18 protein-coding genes and 1 tRNA gene are annotated in these 16,447 nt (G+C 60.6%); 8 read left to right on the top strand and 11 right to left on the bottom strand.

All coding sequences use genetic code 11. The features are described 5' to 3' along the window. Positions 1 to 74: 74 nt before the first annotated feature. Positions 75 to 1,289 (bottom strand): LysR family transcriptional regulator, encoded by a 1,215-nt coding sequence (locus AQS8620_RS10275; RefSeq protein ID WP_200809615.1) that lies wholly within the window; start codon positions 1,287 to 1,289, stop codon positions 75 to 77. 244 nt (positions 1,290 to 1,533) lie between these two features. On the opposite strand from AQS8620_RS10275, the gene AQS8620_RS10270 reads away from it, so the two are divergent. Both AQS8620_RS10270 and AQS8620_RS10265 read left to right on the top strand, forming a co-directional pair. Next, on the top strand, positions 1,534 to 2,271 hold the full coding sequence (locus AQS8620_RS10270; RefSeq protein ID WP_085836900.1) for a PIG-L deacetylase family protein: 738 nt from the start codon (positions 1,534 to 1,536) through the stop codon (positions 2,269 to 2,271). A 134-nt stretch (positions 2,272 to 2,405) separates the two neighbouring features. Then, positions 2,406 to 3,371: a VOC family protein gene (locus AQS8620_RS10265; RefSeq protein ID WP_085836790.1), complete on the top strand. Its 966-nt coding sequence runs from the start codon at positions 2,406 to 2,408 to the stop codon at positions 3,369 to 3,371. Between the two features lie 123 nt (positions 3,372 to 3,494). On the opposite strand, the gene AQS8620_RS10260 is transcribed toward AQS8620_RS10265, so the two are convergent. Then, positions 3,495 to 4,082, bottom strand: a complete 588-nt coding sequence (locus tag AQS8620_RS10260) for a YdeI/OmpD-associated family protein (RefSeq protein WP_085836788.1) — start codon at positions 4,080 to 4,082, stop codon at positions 3,495 to 3,497. 297 nt (positions 4,083 to 4,379) lie between these two features. Here AQS8620_RS10260 and AQS8620_RS10255 point away from each other — a divergent pair, with 297 nt between their 5' ends. The 3 genes from AQS8620_RS10255 to AQS8620_RS10245 all read left to right on the top strand — a co-directional run bounded on the left by AQS8620_RS10255 (position 4,380) and on the right by AQS8620_RS10245 (position 6,200). Further along, complete coding sequence (locus AQS8620_RS10255; RefSeq protein WP_085836786.1) at positions 4,380 to 5,345, top strand: MYG1 family protein; 966 nt, start codon at positions 4,380 to 4,382, stop codon at positions 5,343 to 5,345. Positions 5,346 to 5,423: 78 nt separating this feature from the next. Continuing rightward, positions 5,424 to 5,500 (top strand) — tRNA-Arg (locus tag AQS8620_RS10250). Positions 5,501 to 5,741: 241 nt separating this feature from the next. After that, positions 5,742 to 6,200, top strand: coding sequence for a GNAT family N-acetyltransferase (locus tag AQS8620_RS10245; RefSeq protein ID WP_085836785.1), 459 nt, complete (start codon positions 5,742 to 5,744; stop codon positions 6,198 to 6,200). Between the two features lie 235 nt (positions 6,201 to 6,435). Here AQS8620_RS10245 and AQS8620_RS10240 read toward each other — a convergent pair whose 3' ends face one another. The 3 genes from AQS8620_RS10240 to AQS8620_RS10230 all read right to left on the bottom strand — a co-directional run bounded on the left by AQS8620_RS10240 (position 6,436) and on the right by AQS8620_RS10230 (position 9,146). Next, the gene (locus AQS8620_RS10240) at positions 6,436 to 6,633 is read right to left on the bottom strand and encodes a DUF4287 domain-containing protein (protein WP_085836783.1); all 198 of its coding nucleotides are present in this window, start codon (positions 6,631 to 6,633) and stop codon (positions 6,436 to 6,438) included. A 281-nt stretch (positions 6,634 to 6,914) separates the two neighbouring features. Next, positions 6,915 to 8,252 carry a calcium-binding protein gene (locus AQS8620_RS10235; RefSeq protein ID WP_085836782.1) on the bottom strand — a complete coding sequence of 446 codons (1,338 nt, stop codon included), beginning with the start codon at positions 8,250 to 8,252 and terminating at the stop codon, positions 6,915 to 6,917. A gap of 147 nt (positions 8,253 to 8,399) precedes the next feature. Next, positions 8,400 to 9,146 carry a DUF1013 domain-containing protein gene (locus AQS8620_RS10230; protein WP_085836899.1) on the bottom strand — a complete coding sequence of 249 codons (747 nt, stop codon included), beginning with the start codon at positions 9,144 to 9,146 and terminating at the stop codon, positions 8,400 to 8,402. 145 nt (positions 9,147 to 9,291) lie between these two features. Here AQS8620_RS10230 and AQS8620_RS10225 point away from each other — a divergent pair, with 145 nt between their 5' ends. Continuing rightward, the gene (locus tag AQS8620_RS10225) at positions 9,292 to 9,939 is read left to right on the top strand and encodes a ribonuclease T2 family protein (RefSeq protein WP_085836780.1); all 648 of its coding nucleotides are present in this window, start codon (positions 9,292 to 9,294) and stop codon (positions 9,937 to 9,939) included. Positions 9,940 to 10,033: 94 nt separating this feature from the next. Next, entirely contained in the window at positions 10,034 to 10,291 is a 258-nt protein-coding gene (locus AQS8620_RS10220) for a hypothetical protein (RefSeq protein ID WP_085836778.1), read from the top strand. An 81-nt stretch (positions 10,292 to 10,372) separates the two neighbouring features. On the opposite strand, the gene AQS8620_RS10215 is transcribed toward AQS8620_RS10220, so the two are convergent. Both AQS8620_RS10215 and AQS8620_RS10210 read right to left on the bottom strand, forming a co-directional pair. Then, entirely contained in the window at positions 10,373 to 11,362 is a 990-nt protein-coding gene (locus tag AQS8620_RS10215) for an NAD(P)H-quinone oxidoreductase (RefSeq protein ID WP_370737891.1), read from the bottom strand. Beyond that, positions 11,359 to 12,084, bottom strand: a complete 726-nt coding sequence (locus AQS8620_RS10210; RefSeq protein WP_085836777.1) for a COQ9 family protein — start codon at positions 12,082 to 12,084, stop codon at positions 11,359 to 11,361. The genes AQS8620_RS10215 and AQS8620_RS10210 overlap by 4 nt, the downstream gene beginning before the upstream one ends. A gap of 110 nt (positions 12,085 to 12,194) precedes the next feature. On the opposite strand from AQS8620_RS10210, the gene rpsU reads away from it, so the two are divergent. Beyond that, positions 12,195 to 12,401 (top strand): 30S ribosomal protein S21, encoded by a 207-nt coding sequence (gene rpsU / locus AQS8620_RS10205; protein ID WP_085836776.1) that lies wholly within the window; start codon positions 12,195 to 12,197, stop codon positions 12,399 to 12,401. A gap of 237 nt (positions 12,402 to 12,638) precedes the next feature. Here the strand turns inward: rpsU and AQS8620_RS10200 are convergent, their stop codons facing one another. The 4 genes from AQS8620_RS10200 to AQS8620_RS10185 form a co-directional block, all read right to left on the bottom strand. Continuing rightward, complete coding sequence (locus tag AQS8620_RS10200) at positions 12,639 to 12,998, bottom strand: DUF779 domain-containing protein (RefSeq protein WP_085836775.1); 360 nt, start codon at positions 12,996 to 12,998, stop codon at positions 12,639 to 12,641. Between the two features lie 107 nt (positions 12,999 to 13,105). Next, positions 13,106 to 14,626 carry an aldehyde dehydrogenase gene (adh, locus tag AQS8620_RS10195; protein WP_085836774.1) on the bottom strand — a complete coding sequence of 507 codons (1,521 nt, stop codon included), beginning with the start codon at positions 14,624 to 14,626 and terminating at the stop codon, positions 13,106 to 13,108. 151 nt (positions 14,627 to 14,777) lie between these two features. Then, positions 14,778 to 15,824 (bottom strand): GAF domain-containing protein, encoded by a 1,047-nt coding sequence (locus AQS8620_RS10190; RefSeq protein ID WP_200809614.1) that lies wholly within the window; start codon positions 15,822 to 15,824, stop codon positions 14,778 to 14,780. A gap of 84 nt (positions 15,825 to 15,908) precedes the next feature. Further along, positions 15,909 to 16,370 carry an Lrp/AsnC family transcriptional regulator gene (locus AQS8620_RS10185; RefSeq protein ID WP_085836772.1) on the bottom strand — a complete coding sequence of 154 codons (462 nt, stop codon included), beginning with the start codon at positions 16,368 to 16,370 and terminating at the stop codon, positions 15,909 to 15,911. Positions 16,371 to 16,447: the final 77 nt, after the last annotated feature.

Below are 16,447 nucleotides of genomic sequence, written 5' to 3'. Positions count from 1 at the left end.
GTATATTTGCGTTGCAAAGAGTTCGCCGATCCGCCCCGCGCGCACCAATAGAAACGGGGCGCGAAAACATAACCTCATGCTATAAAAGCCACGCTTTCCGGCGAGTCCCCGTGCAAATCGCGCTTTGCAATGGCACGCACGGCGTCGATCAGCACTTTTTGCGCCGGAGTCGGCGTCCAGCCCGCACGGGTGGTGATTCCAATCGGGCGCGCAGAATTTTCCACAGCCAGGGGCAGCACTTGCACAAGGCCCTGCGCGATCTCGGTGCGGGCCTGAAGACGCGACACGCAGGCCAGATGCTTGCGGTCCAGAATCGTCTCGCGCATCAGGATCAGCGAGCCGGTTTCGATCACGGCGCGCGGCGGCGCGATTGCGGCGCGCGTGAACATCGCCTCGAACTGGTCGCGCGTCGGTGTCCCCTTGCGCGACACCAAAAACGGATAGTCTTGCAGGGCGGAAATCTGACAGGGCGGCTTTTGCGTCAGCGGATGCCCCGCCCCCGCCAGCAAGACCAGATCGTCAAAAAACACCACTTCCTGTTCGATGTCCTCGATGGGGGCGGGAAAACGCAAAGCCCCGATCAAAAAGTCGATTTCGCCGCGCCGCAATGCCCCGAGCAATTCGTCATAGGGACCGTCAAGCACCCGCACCGACAGAAGCGGCCGGATGTCACGGAACGCGGCCAGCGCGCGGGGCAGAACATAAGAGCGCGCCAGCGGCATGGAGCCGACGACGATCTCCCCCACCTCGCGCCCCAGCAGGTCGCCAAGCTCCGCATCTGCTTGATCGAATTCGACAAACGCCAGCCGTGCAGAACGGGCCAGCGCCGCGCACTGACGCGTTGGCGCGATGCCAGAGGGGCTGCGTTGAAACAGCGCACGCCCTGCTTCGCGCTCAAGCTGGGTGATCGCGCGGTGCACCGTGGGCTGCGCGATCCCGAGCTTGCGCGCGGCAAGCGAAAAGTTCTGGACCTCGCAGGCCGCGATCAGGGCCTGAAGCTGCGCGCGCGTCGCTGTCAGTGGCAGGCGCGGCGAAATTTCGACCAGCGCCGCGTCGAGCATGGCGATAGCGCGCGCGACACGACGTTGCAAATACTGCCCCGCTTCGGTCAGAAAAATACCCTGCGGCGTGCGCAGCAAAAGCGGCATATCCGCCTGTGCTTCGAGTTTGGCAATCGCCTGGGTAACCGCGGGTTGTGAAACGAAACACTGCGCCGCCGCCTGCGTGATCGAGCCGGTTTCAGCAACGGCCAGAAAGGCGCGCATGTGTCGGATATTGGACGCGATCACGGCGGGCTCCTCGGCAGGTTGGCGAAACCGATTGGGTAAAACGGACAATATCGGGCGGGCGTACTGCTATCCGATACAGCGCACAATCTAACCTGATTTTCGCGCCCCGCCAAGCCTGTGGCGCGTGTTTTTCACAAGGTTGCGTGACGTCATAATAGCCTGTTCTTATTTCGCCGCCGGTTTTCTAAGTTGCCACCCCCCCCGCGCAAATGCGATGCCCAAGCAGATTTCCGAGGAGGACACCATGTCGGACACCAAAAAAACTGCCCTGATCATCTCTGCTCACGCTGCCGATTTCGTATGGCGTTGCGGGGGTGCCATCGCCCTGCACGCCTCGCTGGGGTATAATGTCACCGTGGCTTGCCTGTCGTTTGGCGAGCGCGGCGAAAGCGCCAAACTGTGGAAACAGGAAGGCATGACCATGGACCGCGTCAAGGATGCGCGTCGCAAGGAAGCCGAAAGCGCCGCAGAAGCTCTTGGCGTGCATGACCTGATCTGTCTGGATCGCGGCGACTACCCGCTGGATCTGGGCCCTGAGACCCGCAGCCAAGTGGTTGATATCCTGCGCAAAGTGCAGCCGTCTTTCATGATGTCGCACTCCAAATGGGACCCCTATAACACCGACCACATGTACACCACGCAGTTTGCGCTTGAGTGCCGCATGGTCGCCCAGGCCTGGGGTCACAACCCCGGCGAGAAAGTGCTCGGCGCGCCGCAGCTCTACCTCTTTGAGCCGCATCAGACCGAACAAATGGGCTGGAAGCCCGACACCTTCCTCGACATCACCCCCGTTTGGGATAAAAAACGCGCCGCCATCGAATGCATGCAGGGCCAGGAGCACCTGTGGGATTTCTACACCCGCGTTGCGCAAAACCGCGCCAACCACTTCAAACGCAACTCCGGCGGTCAGTCGGGCGGTCGCGATTGCAAATACGCCGAAGGGTTTGAGTCCATCTTCCCGCGCACGGTTGACGAACTCTAAGGCCCGTCCAAACGCACTAAAAACTCAGGCAGGGCGCCCGGCGCGCCCCGCCTTTTGCGGCCAGCTTCAGGCGCCTGTGGTCCGGTTGACTGCGCGGACCTCCAACCTTTCCCTGACATTTTGGAGGCGACACCATGTCCCACCCCACAAACCCGTCCTTTGACATCGCCCATCTTGGCCATGTCGAGATGCTCACCGACAAATTCGACGAGAGCCTCGATTTTTTTACCCGCGTGTATGGCCTTACCTGCTCGGGGCAGGATGAGAATTCCGCCTATCTGCGCGCATGGGACGATTACGAATTCTGTACGCTGAAACTGACCCGCTCAAAAACCACGGGCGTGGGCCACATCGGCTATCGCGCGGCCTCTGCGCAGGCGCTCGAGCGGCGCGTCAAGATCATTCAAGACAGCGATTTCAAGGTCATCGGTTGGGTCGAGGGCGACTTGAGTCACGGGCGCGCTTTCCGCTTCGAAGACCCCTTTGGCCATGTTTTCGAAATCTATTACGACACGGTGAAATACGCCCATGGCGATCATGACAAGCCCGCGCTGAAAAACAATGCCTCGCGGTTCCATCACACCGGCTGTGCGCCGCGGCGTCTGGATCACCTCAACCTGCTGTCCTCGGATGTCACGGAATTCAAACGGTTTATGGAAACCTGCCTGGGCAGCCGCGTGACGGAAATGATCCAGCTCGACAACGGGCGCATCGGCGGTTGCTGGTTCACCGTGAACAACAAGACCTACGATCTGGCCTGCACCGAAGAGCACGGCGATGCGCAGGCGCGTCTGCACCATGTGACCTACGCCACCGATCAACGCGAGGACATCCTGCGTGCGGCGGATATTTTCCTTGAGAACGGCGTTCATATCGAAACCGGCCCGCATAAGCATGCGATCCAGAACACATTCTTTTTGTATGTCTGGGAACCCGCGGGAAACCGTGTGGAACTGGCCAACGCCGGTGCGCGCCTGATCCTTGCACCCGATTGGGAGCCGATCGTCTGGACCGAAGCCGACCGCAAAAAGGGTCAGGCATGGGGCCTCAAAACCATCGAGACCTTCCACACCCATGGCACACCGCCCCTCAAGGGCTAGGCCGCGCTTGCGCAAACAATGGGGGCCGCAGGCAAGGGCTTGCGACCCCCATTTACCTGTCACGCGCGCGGCCACCTGCAAAGGGGCGAAATCGCAGCCCCGCAAGAGCCTGCACGCGCTGCTTTAGCGGTCGTGCAGGCCTTTTCCGTCCAGAATACGGTGAAAATGCTTGTCGATGCGCGCCTCTCGGGTCGCCGCCTGCTTGGCCTGCGAGATGTGCAAAACATAGCCACGCCTGCGCCCGGGCGTCAGGGCGGCAAAGGCCTGGGCAAACTGCAAATCGGCGTCACAGCGCGCGGCCAGCTCCTCGGGGAGTGGCAGGTCGTCTTTGTCCAGCACGACTTTCGCCCCCGCCCGTTCAAGGGCAATCGCCTCTGCAAGCGTGGCGCGGATCTGTGCGTCTTGACGGGTAATCTGCGCGAGATCCCTGAATTTAAACAAGCGGATCACCCGCGAATTTTCGCCCGCAGCGACCAGAAGATTATCGGGGTTGCTCAACAGAACCCCTTTGAAAAACGACAAGCCGCAGGCGTCTTTGAGCCGCCAGATCGTCGCGACATTGCCCCCCGCCAGCGTGTAAACGGGTCCGCGCCATTTGAAGGTCTCGACCAACTCCGTGGCCTGCAAGATCCCCCGTAGGGCCGCGATTTCCGCCGCCCAAGGGGCGGATGCGGCGAAATACCCCGCGAGTTTGTCATCCCTGTCTTGCATCTCTCCCCCCCGCCGCAGCGTCAAACGCGCGCGCAGTTTGAGCCGCTTTTGGCCTGCGCGCAATCGCCTTGATACCCCCTCAAGCGCTTTGGGGCGCAGGGGTCGCGGCACCCGCAGTGACCACGTGGCGCAGTCATGGGGCAGTCATGGGGCAGTCATAGCCGTTCATGGGGTTGCTCCCCCTGCGATTGCCCCTGTAGACAGCCCCAATCGCGTCGCTCCTGCGCCCGTAACCTAGCCTGTAACGTTGCCAGCCCAGTTTGACTGCCCAATTTGACCGCCCAAGAGGTGCCCCAGATGACCATTACCCACCTCGTGACCCATTCCGGCGGCTTTCATGCCGACGAACTGCTGTCCAGCGTGATCCTCACCCGCCTCTTTCCCGAGGCCACACTCCTGCGCAGCCGGGATACCGCATGGATCACCCCCGCGCAGGACAAGATCATCTATGATGTCGGCGGGGCCTTCGATGCACAGGCCCAGATTTTCGACCACCACCAGCGCCCGAATCCTCTGCGCGAGGATGGCCAGCCCTTCAGTTCGTTCGGGCTGATCTGGGCGCATTACGGGCGCGACTACCTGAGCGCGCTGAACGTCCCACAGGCCGATATCGACGCCATCCACGGCTCGTTTGATCGCGGGTTCGTTTTGCCGATCGATCTGGTGGACAACGGGGCGGTGAACCCGTCCGAAGCCGGTCCCCTATTTGCCAGCCTGACATTGCCCGCGCTGCTCGAAAGCCTCAAACCCGTCTTTGATGCCGGTGGCGCGGCGGCCGAGGATCGCGCCTTTCAGGACGCGTTGGCCGTGGCGCGCGCTTTTGTCGAGGCCGCGATTGCGCGCAAAGCCGCCAAATACCGCGCGCAATCCATGGTGATGGCCGCGATTGAGGCCGCCGGCAGCGGGCGGGTGCTGGAGTTGCCGATGGGCATGCCCTTTCGGGCAGGCATTGATGCCGCTGGCGCGGACCATCTGCTGTTCGTGATCACGCCGCGCGGCGACGAGTGGTCGCTGACCGGCATCCGGATCGAGCCGGATGCCTTCGCCCAACGCGCCGATCTGCCGGCCGCATGGGCCGGTTTGAACGGCGCCGAGCTTGAGGCCGCCAGCGGTGTCAGCGGCGCTAAATTCTGCCACAACGGCCGCTTTATTGCCGTTGCAAACAGCCGCGATGCCATCGTGAAAATGGCCGCGCTCGCCGTCGCGCAAGCCGAGGCACAAGAACGCGCGGCCCCCGAGGCGCCCCGCGCCCCCGACGCATAACTGTCGCGCCCCAGTGCGGCCCCTGCCCCCCTGCCTGCGGCTTGCGAAGCGTTTCGCGAGCCGCTAAGACAGGCACAGGGTCCCGTAGCTCAACTGGATAGAGCACCTGACTTCTAATCAGGATGTTGGGGGTTCGAGTCCTCCCGGGATCGCCATTTTCCTTGGCGCCAATGCACCATAAGCTTGCACGAAATGGCGTTTTTCCATGCACACCCCCTGTCAAGGGGTAGTTCAAGCCCACGCAAACAGCCCTACTTCGAGGTATCCTGGCTATTCACGCTAAGAGCTCGCTTAGCCGTCGTTCGTGTTACGGGCAGAGAATGGCCGCTTCGAGCCCGTCTTGCAGATTTCTGCGCTGCAACGGTATTCTGGGTTTGGAGCTGCGGGAGGCGACCATTGACGCATGACCTAGAAATCAGGAAAGCAACGTCAGAAGATGAATCCGGTGTTCGTTTGTGTGCTGAGGATGCCTATGAACAGTATGTTGCAGCCATCGGCAAGAAACCGGCACCCATGGTAGCAGATTTTGGTTCACTCATTGCATCTGGCTCAGTCTACATCGCTGTGGAAGCGGATGCAGAACTGAACGGGTTTATCGTATTTTATCAAGAAGATGACTACTTCATGTTGGAGAACGTTGCAGTACATGCGAACGCGACAGGAAAGGGTGTCGGAAAGCGCTTGATTACCTTTTGCGAGCAGCAGGCAAAGCAGTCTGGTGTAAAGAGGGTCAAGCTCTACACAAACGAAAAGATGTCAGAAAACCTGTCGATCTATCCGCATCTTGGATATCGAGAAATTGACCGTAGAACGGAAGACGGGTTCAACCGCGTATTCTTTGAAAAATCGCTGTAGGCAACGGCAGGTTTGTCCGCACAGCTGCCCTTCTCGAGGGCCATAACCAATGTCTTCAATATCCGATCTGTGCGTGCTTATGTGTTCAGTGTGCATGGTTATGCCCTTGCTGAATGTCGCAACATCATCAAGTGAATGTTTTAAAAAGATTTGTAGTGGCCTCAGCAACATCCGAAGCTGTCCTGTGTGCAAGCTTCTGATGCATCGGCAGGGGGATCATTTTCATCGAACCTTTTCAGGCCCGCGAATGGGCCACGAGCGCATTTGCATGTCCGTGACCAAGCCCATGTTCGGATTTGAGCCAAGCAACCGTCTCCATGTGTTTTTCTTCGGGTCTGGCGGAGATGAGATCGAGCCAATGCTGAACCGGCTTGCCGTAAGTCTTCTCGATGGCAGGAAAATAGGAGGCCGGGCCTTTTACCTTGTCGTTCATGAAATGGGTCCTCGAATGATGGTGTCATCACTTTTGCGATATCCGGGCACAGGCGCAAGGCGCCAATTGCCTTCCTAAACCAAACTGAGTGACCGTATTTTCACATGATCCGGCATGGGTCCAAAATCTGGGTCCAAAATCTGGTCCCGAAATCTGACATGGGTCGCAACTGCGCGGCATTTCACGAGGCAATTCACCAGGGATTTCACAGGGACATGAGCCTGCGCGACCTGCGCCTCTCATGCCCCTGCGTCCCCGATGTGCAGCCAATCGCCGCCGCGTTACATAAAGACAGGCGCGTCGATCGGCGGCATGTCAAAGCTGGGGTTAAACACGATCGTATCCTCGATTTCGGCTTGCGTGAACGCGCCGAGCAGGGTGACGCTTGTGCCCCCTGCAAGATCAAGGGTGGCAAAGGTGTCCGACACCGTCAGCGTATATTCGTCTGGCACTTCCGAAAGGTTCACCAGCGCAAGCACGTCATTCGCGACATCGAAGTCGGTGATAACGTCATTGCCTTCATCCCTGTCGCTGAAAAACATAAACGTATCGATGCCAAGGCCACCGGTCATCGTGTCATTGCCAAGACCCCCGTTCAACAGATCGTCGCCGTGGAACCCGTTCAAAAGATCATCGCCCGCTTCGCCCGACAAATCGTCGTTTCCGATGCCGGCAAAAATGCGGTCATTGCCGTCATACCCCAGCAGGGTGTCGTCGCCCTGGTTGCCGATCAGCAAATCATCGCCGGTCCAGCCATCGATGTAATCGTCGCCCGAGCCACCGTAGACGGTATCGCGGCCACCGCCCGCAAAGATATTGTCATGTCCGGCACCACCGTGAATTTCGTCCTGGGCAAACCAATCATCGCCATCGGCCTCGTCTTCATAAGTGTCATTGCCATCGCCAAGCTCGGCGTAATCCTGACCGCCGCCGCCAATGACCCTGTCATCGCCATCGCCCGCATAAATCGTATCCGCGCCGACACCGGCCCAAATGACATCATCGCCACCGCCAGCGAACACCGTATCTTTGCCCGCTCCGACACCGATGACGTTGTCATTGTCATCGGCTACGACAACGTCGTCTTGGGTCATTGTGGCACCAAGAACGGCAAACAGATCAAGGGCGTCGCCTTCCAGCCAGCTGGTCGTCGCAACAGGCGTCGCGTTGTAGTCGGCCTCGAAGGTGAGCGGGTCAAAGCCTTCATCGTCAAGCGGCAGCGGATCGCCCGCAATCTGGAACAAAATCCCGAAATCTTCGTAGACGCCGTCCACCTCGTCGAACACCGACTGGAAGGGCATATCGAGCACGGTCGTCGTATAGCTAAGCCCGTCTTTTTCCCAGTTAAGCGTGGTCAGCCAGGGATTGGCATATTCGTCGGGATCGAACATGATCCATTCGCCAAAAATGCTGAGAACAATGGGAAGACCGCCCGAGGCTGTGGACAATTCCACCTCTTCGCCATCAGCTTCGGTTGACAGCACCGTATAGGTCAACGCGCTGACCTGCATCGACATGACAAGATCAACGGGCGCAACTGCGAAACTTTGCGTCTCGCTTTCTGTCACAGGATCATAGGTCCACGCGTAGACAGGTGCTTCAAAGGAATAGGTGGTCATAACGGGTCTCACATACTGGAAAAGATGCCTGATCCTAAAATATGGTTAACCTCAAGGCAAGGTTTTGCACCCTGCTGCGCGATCTGCGGCGCGCATGAAAAAGCCCGCCACGGGGGCGGGCTTTTGAGCGGTGGTGCGACAGAGCTTTTAGTTCTCGTCGTCGTCGTCACTTGCATCGGGCAAGTTGAAGAAAGTGTTGGCATCGGGCACCGATTTGTCGTCCTCGTCCTCCTCCGTGGTGTTGGACAAGGAGAAGGTTTCGAGACCTGCAATTGCCGCGGGCATGCGCGGCTCGTCTTCGGCGCCGAGGCTCTGCTCGGTCGAGAGCAGCTTGCGCCGCTCGTCATCCGTCATCGCCGCGCCATCGGCGGCCTTTTTCGCCGCGGCCTTTTGCACGGCGGCATCCAGTTCGGACTGTTTGCACAGGCCCAGAGCAACCGGATCAATCGGCTGGATATTGGCGATATTCCAATGGGTCCGCTCGCGGATCGCCTGAATGGTGGGCTTGGTGGTGCCGACCAGTTTCGACACCACCGCATCCGACAGCTCGGGGTGGAATTTCACCAGCCACAAGATCGACGCGGGCCGGTCCTGACGTTTGGACAGCGGCGTATAGCGCGGACCACGGCGTTTTTCCTCGCCCACGGCAGCGGCGTTGAATTTCAACTTCAGCTTATGGATCGGGCTGGCTTCGGCCTTCTTGATCTCGGCCTCGTCAAGCTGGTTGTTGGCGACGGGATCAAAGCCCTTCACCCCCGCAGCCACATCGCCATCGGCAATGCCCTGCACTTCCAGCTCGTGCAAACCGCAGAAATCCGCGATCTGCTTGAAGCTGAGGGTCGTGTTGTCGACCAGCCAGACGGCGGTCGCTTTTGCCATAATCGGTTTAGCCATGCCGGCCTCCTTGAACGCTTCCGGCACGCAAACGCCGGATAAATTTTTCCCGTCGCCTGAAAAGGCTTTCCCGCTGGGGGATGGTTCTCATTGTCGGGGAACTTGCAGGGCTTATACTGCGCGCAAGCAAAAGAGGGAAGAGAAAATGCGTAAAGCGATCGTTACCGCCATGATGGCAGGCCTTTTGGGCCTCTCGGCACCGGCATCAGCACAGGCGGCGGGCGATACGGCGGGGGCGTTTGACTACTATGTGCTGGCCCTGTCATGGTCGCCCACCTGGTGCGCGCTCGAGGGCGATGCGCGCAACTCGCCGCAATGCGACCGCCCCTTGGGCTGGGTGCTGCACGGCCTGTGGCCGCAATACGAGCGCGGCTATCCCGCCGACTGCACCAGCGCCGCGCGCGACCCCTCCAAACGCGAAACAGCCGCCATGTCCGACATCATGGGCACCACCGGCGCGGCGTGGTATCAGTGGAAAAAGCACGGGCGCTGCAGCGGACTGGAAGGGCGCGATTTTCTGGCCCTCTCGCGCCTTGCCTATGACAGCATCACCCGCCCCGCGGTGTTTCGCAGCCTGCCCGACGACATCAAACTGCCCGCCAGCGTGGTCGAGGCGGCGTTCTTGAAAGACAACCCGGGGTTGGAGCGCAACCAGATCACCGTCACCTGCAAGGACCGCCGGATCCAAGAAGTCCGCATCTGCCTGACACGCGATCTCGAGCCGCGAAAATGCGGGGCAGATGTGATCTACGACTGTACGCTCGAGGACGCGTTGATGGCGGATATTGATTGATCCGCGCCTAGAGGCAAGTCAGGAATACCGCTATTTGACGTAGGGGCAAGGAGTGGCAACATGATCACCTCAGTCACTTTTTAACGAGGAATAAATGACCACCCCTGCCAGTTTTCCGATTTCCGATCTAGAACAGGAAGCCCGTACAGCCGGCTTCGACGAGGCCGCAATTTCCGCGCTCGTCGCCAAAATGGGCGCTGAGCGGATCCCCAAGAATTGCACTGTCTACACCGGCGGCCCTTGCACCGGCGACGACCATCACGGCTCGCACCGCGTCGGGACGATCAAATGGGTTGTCTGTGTGGATTCAGATGGCAATACCTACGAAGGCGAGCCCATCTGCGTCTTCTAAGCCCCCAATCTCCGTAAAACACGCACATCCCGTCATCCGCCGCAACAGCGGGTGACGGGTCCGGCAGTCGGGCGATGGGCGCTACGCGACCTCAAGCACGATTTTGCCGATGTGGTGCGAAGCCTCAAGCCGCTGATGCGCCTGCACCGCGCCTGCCAGCGGAAAGCTGCTGTCCACCACGGGCCCGACCTGCCCGGCGGCGATCAGCGGCCAGACCTTGCTCACCAGCGCGTCGGCAATGGCGGATTTCACCGCATCCGTGCGCGGTCGCAGGGTCGATCCCGTGATCGTCAAGCGGCGCGCCATAACGGCCGCAAAGTTGATCTCCGCCTTGGGACCTTGCAGGAAGGCGATATTCACCAATCGCCCGTCCTCGGCCAGACTCTTGAGATTGCGCGCAATGTAATCGCCGCCGACCATATCAAGAATCAGGTTCGCGCCACCTTCGGCCTGCATCACCTTCACAAAATCCGTGTCGTGATAGTTGATCGCCCGCTCGGCCCCGAGATTTTCACAGGCCTTGCATTTCTCCGCGCTGCCTGCCGTGGCAAAGACCCGCGCGCCGAAAGCCCGCGCCAGCTGGATCGCCGTCGTTCCAATGCCCGAAGACCCGCCGTGTACCAGAAAAACCTCCCCCGATTTCAATGCCCCGCGCTCGAAAACATTGGTCCAGACGGTAAAATAGGTCTCCGGCAGGCAGGCCGCCTGCTTCAAACTCATGCCTGCGGGCACGGGCATCGCGTGCCCCGCATTGCAGGCGACATATTCGGCATAGCCCCCACCGGGCGTCAACGCGCAGACCTGATCGCCCACAACCCAGTCGCGCACCCCCGCCCCCACGGCGGCAACCGTACCCGACACTTCCAAACCCGGCAGGTCCGAAGCCCCTGCGGGCGGCGCATAGAGCCCCGCGCGTTGCAGCGCATCAGGGCGGTTGACCCCGGCAAAGGCCACTTTGATGACGATCTCGTCATCCCCCGCCAAAGGCGTCGCGCGCTCTGTCAAATGCAGCACTTGCGGCCCGCCCGCTGCGGTGATTTCAACGGCTTTCATGCGATCGGGCAGGCTCATTGCACAGCTCCTTTTTGCGCAACACCCGCACGCGCCGCCTGCGTGCCCGGCACGTCGCAGCGGCGCACCCCTGCGGGCGCTTTGATTTTCGAGAGAAAGAAATTCGGCACCATCAGCGCGGCAGAGGCCAGCCGGTTGCCCTTCATCTGCGCTTTGACCTTTTCGACCTGCATCACATCAGCGATGCGACGCTCCAGAAAGGCCTGCGTATCCACGAACTCGGCACTATCATCGCCCAGCCAGAACAAAACCGTCGCGCCAAAAACACCCGAAAGCGTCGCCCGCTTGGTGTACCAGTTCACGTCATCCGAACTGTCGCCCACCGCGGTCCAGATCACATCCGAGGTTTCCCACAAAAGCCGCGCCCCCTCAGGCGCAAGATGCGGCAAGGAAAACAACGTCATGCCACGGCGCACGACTTCGCGCTCGACCGCCTGAAGGCGCAGCCAAACAGCCAAAGTAACCTTGTCGCGAAATGTCATCTCTGCGGTGTCGGCCGCGGCGTAGGCCGCAACCAGCGCACGATCCCCGCGCTTGTGATAAGCCACAGCCAGATCGGTCGCGCCGCGCGGGCAGGCCACGGCGGCCAAATCCGGCGAAACCCCCGAATCGCTTACGCTCGCCGCAAAGGTTTCAGGCCCCCAGCCATCGAAAACCACCAGCGGCAAGGCCGCATCGAGCAGTTTTTCACGGGTCGGGTCAGGATAAGGCAGGTTTTGCATCGGATCGCTCCTCTCGCGGTTGCTCTCATGCTAGACAAACTAGAGCCGCTTTGCTATACGGCCACTTCCTGCAATTTTGCAAATCTAACTTAGGAAGGTGGTGACACCACATGCAGGTAAGCGTTCGCGATAACAACGTCGATCAAGCACTCCGTGCCCTGAAGAAAAAACTTCAGCGCGAGGGCGTTTTCCGTGAAATGAAGCTCAAGCAACATTTCGAAAAACCCTCGATCAAAAAAGCGCGCGAGAAGGCCGAAGCCGTCCGCCGTGCTCGCAAGCTGGCTCGTAAAAAAGCACAGCGCGAAGGTATGCTCTGATTTTGACGAGCGAATGGATCTGCTGACCTGAGGCGCAAGCCCGCAGTTGGAAAGATCATTCAAGAAACCCCCGCAAGCGCAAGCTGCGGGGGTTTTGCTTTTTATAGGGCTTTCAGGGGCGCTGCCCCTCGCCGCTGCGCGGCTCACCCCGGGATATTTACGGACAAAAAAGCACCTCCGGGCGCCCTGCTACCCCAACGGCTTTTTTGTCTTTAAATATCCCCGCCGGAGGCTCCCTCACAAACCCAGCGCGCGCAGGTCATCGGGGGTAAAGAGTTTCGCTCTGCTCAAAAAGCGGAGCGCTCGCCCGCTGTCGAGCGAGAACATGCCACCCCTGCCCTTCGTGACATCCAACACCAGCTGTGAGTGTTTCCAGACCTCGAATTGCGGGGCGGAAATATAGACTTCTGCCCCCTCCACATCACCCAGCAAGATATCCTGTGTGCCGAGTTTGAACTCGCCCACCGCGTAGCACATGGGCGCCGAGCCGTCGCAACAGCCTCCCGATTGGTGGAACATCACCGGCCCGTGGTCCGCGCGGATGGCGGCCAGCAAATCGAGGGCGGCGGGCGTGGCAGTCACGCGGTCGGGTTTCATCGGGAGCCTCCTGAGGGTGCGCAAAAGGGCCGACCGAAATGGCCGGCCCTTTGGGGGTAGAATAGGGAGCGCAGGGCTGGGAGAGGCCCTGCGCTGGGAGCTCGGGGTCAGAAGAACCCGAGTTTGTTGGGATTGTAGCTTACCAGCATGTTCTTGGTCTGCTGGTAGTGGTCGAGCATCATCTTATGGGTTTCGCGACCGATGCCGGACTGTTTGTAGCCACCAAAGGCTGCATGGGCGGGATAGGCGTGGTAGTTGTTGATCCACACGCGCCCCGCCTGGATGCCACGACCGAAGCGAAAGCAGGTGTTGGCATCACGCGACCAGACGCCCGCGCCGAGACCGAACATCGTGTCATTGGCGATTTCCATCGCGTCCGCTTCGTCTTTGAAGGTGGTCACCGACACAACGGGGCCAAAAATTTCCTCCTGGAACACACGCATTTTGTTGTGCCCTTTGAGGATCGTCGGCTGGATGTAGTAGCCGCTGTCCAACTCACCGCCGAGTTTCGCCGCAGCGCCCCCCGTCAGCACTTCGGCGCCTTCCTGGCGACCGATATCCATGTAGGACAGGATCTTGTCGCGCTGTTCTTGCGAAGCTTGCGCGCCCATCATGACGCCCTGCGCCCGGGGGTCGCCCATGACGATGGCTTCGGTCCGCTTGATCGCGCGTTCCATGAATTCGTCATAGATGTCTTCCTGGATCAGCGCGCGCGACGGGCAGGTACAGACCTCGCCCTGGTTCAGCGCGAACATGACAAAGCCCTCAACCGCCTTGTCGAAATAGGCGTCATCTTCGCGGCAGACATCCTTGAAGAAGATATTGGGGGATTTACCGCCCAGTTCCAGCGTCACCGGAATGAGATTTTCGGTGGCGTATTGCATGATCAAACGACCGGTCGAGGTTTCCCCCGTAAAGGCGATCTTGGCAATGCGCGGGCTTTGCGCCAGCGGCTTGCCCGCCTCAAGGCCAAAGCCGTTCACCACGTTCAACACGCCCGCGGGCAGGATATCGGCGATGAGTTCGGCAAAGACCATGACCGCGGCGGGGGTTTGCTCGGCGGGTTTGAGCACCACGCAGTTGCCAGCCGCGAGCGCCGGCGCAAGTTTCCAGCAGGCCATGAGCAGCGGGAAGTTCCACGGAATGATCTGGCCGACAACGCCCAGCGGTTCGTGGAAATGGTAGGCCACGGTGTCTGCATCGATTTCCGACATGGTGCCCTCTTGGGCGCGCAGGCAGCCTGCGTAGTAGCGGAAATGGTCAACGGCCAGCGGCAGGTCAGCCGCCATCGTTTCGCGGATCGCCTTGCCGTTGTCCCATGTTTCGCAGGTGGCGAGCAGGTCAAGGTTGGCTTCCATCACATCCGCGATTTTGAGCAGCATGTTGGAGCGCTCTGTGGGCGAGGTGCGGCCCCAGGCGTCTTTGGCTTTATGCGCCGCGTCCAGCGCCAGTTCGATATCGGCAGCATCCGAGCGCGCGATATCGTTGATTTTCATGCCGGTGATCGGCGTGGTATTTTCGAAATACCGGCCATTCACAGGGGCGACGAACTGGCCGCCGATAAAGTTGTCGTAGCGGGTTTTGAACGGAGACGCGAATTTCGCGCTCGTCTCGGACATGACGTTCATGGGGTTCCTCCTCGAAAGTGACCAATGCCTCCCAGCACCGGCTCTGTCGTTAAGGTGGCGCGTCTCGCCCCTGCCCGTCACCCCCTCGCCGTCATGCCGCAGCGCCGCAATGTCTCAGGGGTGAGACAGGTCGGACACCCCGCCCGCCCCCCTAGGACGAAGGGCGCAGGACCTTGGTCGCAGGGGCATCGGTTTCGGCCATGCCGAGGCGCGCCATCCGCCGGTAGAGCGTTGCGCGACCGATTCCCAGGTCGCGGGCCGCCGCCGAGACATTGCCCCCCGCCCGCGCGATGGCCCGCTTCAACGCCGCCCTCTCGGCGCGGTCCAGCGCGCTTTCCGTGGTGTCGCGCCCCAAGATATCCGAGGCCGGACGCGGGGTGATGTGCTGATGCGCGCCCAGATCATAGGCCCGGCGCGCCGCGCGGGTCGCGCCGATGACCAGATCATCCGCATCCACCGCCAACAGCATCGCCCCCTCTGTGCGCTCTTCGGGGGCCACGATGATGCGCGCATGGGGAAAGGCGGCGCGAAAAGCATCCATTTCGATCTGGCGTGCGGTTTGGGCCACGACATTGGCAATCAGCCGCGACCATGCTTCGGTTTGATCGGCCCGCGAGCTCGAGACATCGAGCGCGCCGATCAACTGCCCGTCCGGCCCCCAAATCGGCGCATCCATGCAGGACATTGCAATATTGCGCGTGAAGAAATGTTCATCGCGGTGGATTGTGACCTGCCGCCCTTCCGCGATGCAGGTGCCGATACCGTTGGTGCCCTGCGCCGCCTCGGACCAGTTTGCGCCAGACCACAGGCCCCACCGCTCGAAGGTATCCGCATCGCCATCGCCCGAGCGCTGGTCCAAAATGAGCCCCGTGTGATCGGTGAGCAGCACACAGCAGCCCGAATTCCCCACCATCTGGAACAGCGTATCAAGCTTGGGAGCGGCCACTTCCATGAACCGGCCCAAGCGGTCGCGCCGTGCCGCCACCTCGCGCAATTCAATGCGTTCGGGTGCGGCGCGCTGCTCGGGGTCGAGCCCGTGTTTGATCACCGAGCGGCGCCAGGATGCCGCAAGGCGCGATGCGGCAGAGGCGTTTTCCACCGCTTTGAGCACCGTTTGCGCATGGTTCCGCTCGGGGTTTCGCTCAGGATGTCGCACGGGGTTCCGCGCGGGGTTCGGGGTGTGGTTGGCGATGGTCATCTGTCGCTCCTCCCAAAGCTCTGATGTCTTGCGCGAGCCTAGCATACAGCGCCTGCGCCCACGCCTACGACCAAAGTCGCACCGTCAGATCGGCAAGGCGGTGGTCTTGAACACGGTGCGCAGCGCGAAAGAGGACTGCATCGTCTGCACCCCCGGCAAGGTCGCCAGCGAGCGGCGGTGGATCTGGGCAAAATCTTCGGTATCGCGGACCACGACTTTCAACAGGTAATCGGCCTTGCCCGCCATCAGATGGCATTCCAGAATTTCGGGCACGCGCGCGACGGCACGCTCGAAGGCATCAAGCACCTCATCGGCCTGCCCCGACAGCGTGATTTCCACAAAGACCGTCGAGGGGCGGTCAATCTTGCGCGGGTCAAGCAGGGCCACGTAGTCGCGGATCACCCCTTCCGCTTCCAGGCGCTGCACGCGCCGATGACAGGCCGAACTCGACAGATGCGCACTTTCGGCCAAATCGGCGTTTGAAATCTTGCCGCGCCGTTGCAGGATCGTCAAAATCCGTCGATCCGTATCGTCCAACTGCGTCATAGCCGCCATCCTTCCCGTCAAAGCCTATCCTGACGCAATACTTGCCCAGCGCCACAAAATCCACAAGCGCGCGACGG

This window comes from Aquimixticola soesokkakensis, assembly GCF_900172375.1.
Classification (GTDB): Bacteria; Pseudomonadota; Alphaproteobacteria; order Rhodobacterales; family Rhodobacteraceae; genus Aquimixticola; species Aquimixticola soesokkakensis.
Note: the sequence above shows the minus strand (reverse complement) of the source record. Positions and strands in the feature narration are given on the sequence as shown.